General features: G+C 62.4%; 1 protein-coding gene. It reads right to left on the bottom strand.

Features of this window, described 5'->3' with window-relative positions; translation table 11 throughout:
- Positions 1-1,372: M61 family metallopeptidase (locus AC1DT2_RS23455; protein ID WP_477299081.1), on the bottom strand; the 1,372-nt coding region annotated here is incomplete at both ends.

Raw genomic sequence — 1,372 nt, 5'->3', positions numbered from 1 at the left:
GACCAGGTGCGGATACTTCAGGCCGCCGTGGTAATCGACCTTCACCGTGCTGTACTCGTCGATGTTCTTGACCAGGAACTCGATCGGTGTGGTGGTCGACTTCGCATCGGTGACCGCATCCTTTAGTGTCTGGCCGGAGAAGTCCTTGCCGTTGACGGCGACGATGGTCAGGCCCGGCACGAGTCCGGCTTTTGCCGCGGTCCCGTCCCATTGCACGTCCTGGATCACGCCCTTGTCGGATACCTGCACGCCGAGCGAATAGGCGAAGTTGGTCGACTTGCGCAGCGTCTCCGCCGTCTTGTCGAAGCCGCTCGGCTTGTCGTCGTAGACGACCTTCCAACCACCGTTTTCGATGCCATGCTCGGGCAGCGTATTGCCGGTGGCATCGAGTCGCTGGCGAAGGAAGCTCGCCCAGTCATAGGCCTGCACGCCGTTGAGCGTGCTGACAACGTCGTCGAAGGTATAGGTCTTCGTCGCGTAGTTACCGTTGTCCATGCCGTAGAACGCGCGCGCGAAGTCATCGAGCGAATGCTTGCCGCCCGATAGATCACGGATCTTCGTGTCCACATCGAGCCAGAGCAACTGGCCTTCGGGATAGAAGTCCGTTCCGCGACGATAGTTGGACCAGCCGCCGGCTCCCGCATAGGTCAGGGGTGCCGCGTCGGCGGTGTCCTGCAGCGAACGCCACGAGCGGCCCGTGCGATTGGACATGCCGGCTGAGATGCTGGCGAGCGAATCGCGCCACTGCTCGGTGGTCCAGATGCCGGAGCGCGCCGCGAGCACGCCGCACCAGTAGTCGGTCAGGCCTTCGTAAACCCAGAGCAGGTCGTCCTGCATCGTTTCAGTGAAGGTCGGCGTCCAGAGGTCGGCGGGCCGGCGGAACTTGCCGTTCCACGAATGCACGTACTCGTGGGGAAGCAGCGTACCGGCGGCGAGATTGACGTCGTTGTCGGTGAGGAAATTGGCGAACAGGCGATCGTCGCTCGACTGGTGGTGCTCGAGGCCGAAGTGCTGTGTGTGATCGGAGTTGATCAGCAGGAAGTCATAGTGGCTGTAGTGATGCGCGCCGAAGAGCTTGTTGGCCTGGACGATCAGCGCACGCTGGCCGGCAATCTGCTTGTCGGTGGCTTTGACGCTCGCGGCACTGTCACCGACGATGTTCAGGTGCACGGCGGGCTGGGCGCCTGGCGAAAGATCCACGCGATTGAAATGACGACCGGCAATCAGCGGGGAGTCGACGAGATTCTCGAAGCTGACGGCCTTGAAGCTCGGCGTCGCGCTGTCGGGTGTGTCCGTCTCCAGTGAGCTGGCGAACTTCCAGCCCGCCGGCAGCTTCACCGTCGGCTGGATCATGATGCGACTGGTGTAGTAC

Source organism: Luteibacter sp. P4_E6, from assembly GCF_056401535.1.
This window is presented reverse-complemented; position numbering and strand designations above follow the sequence as displayed.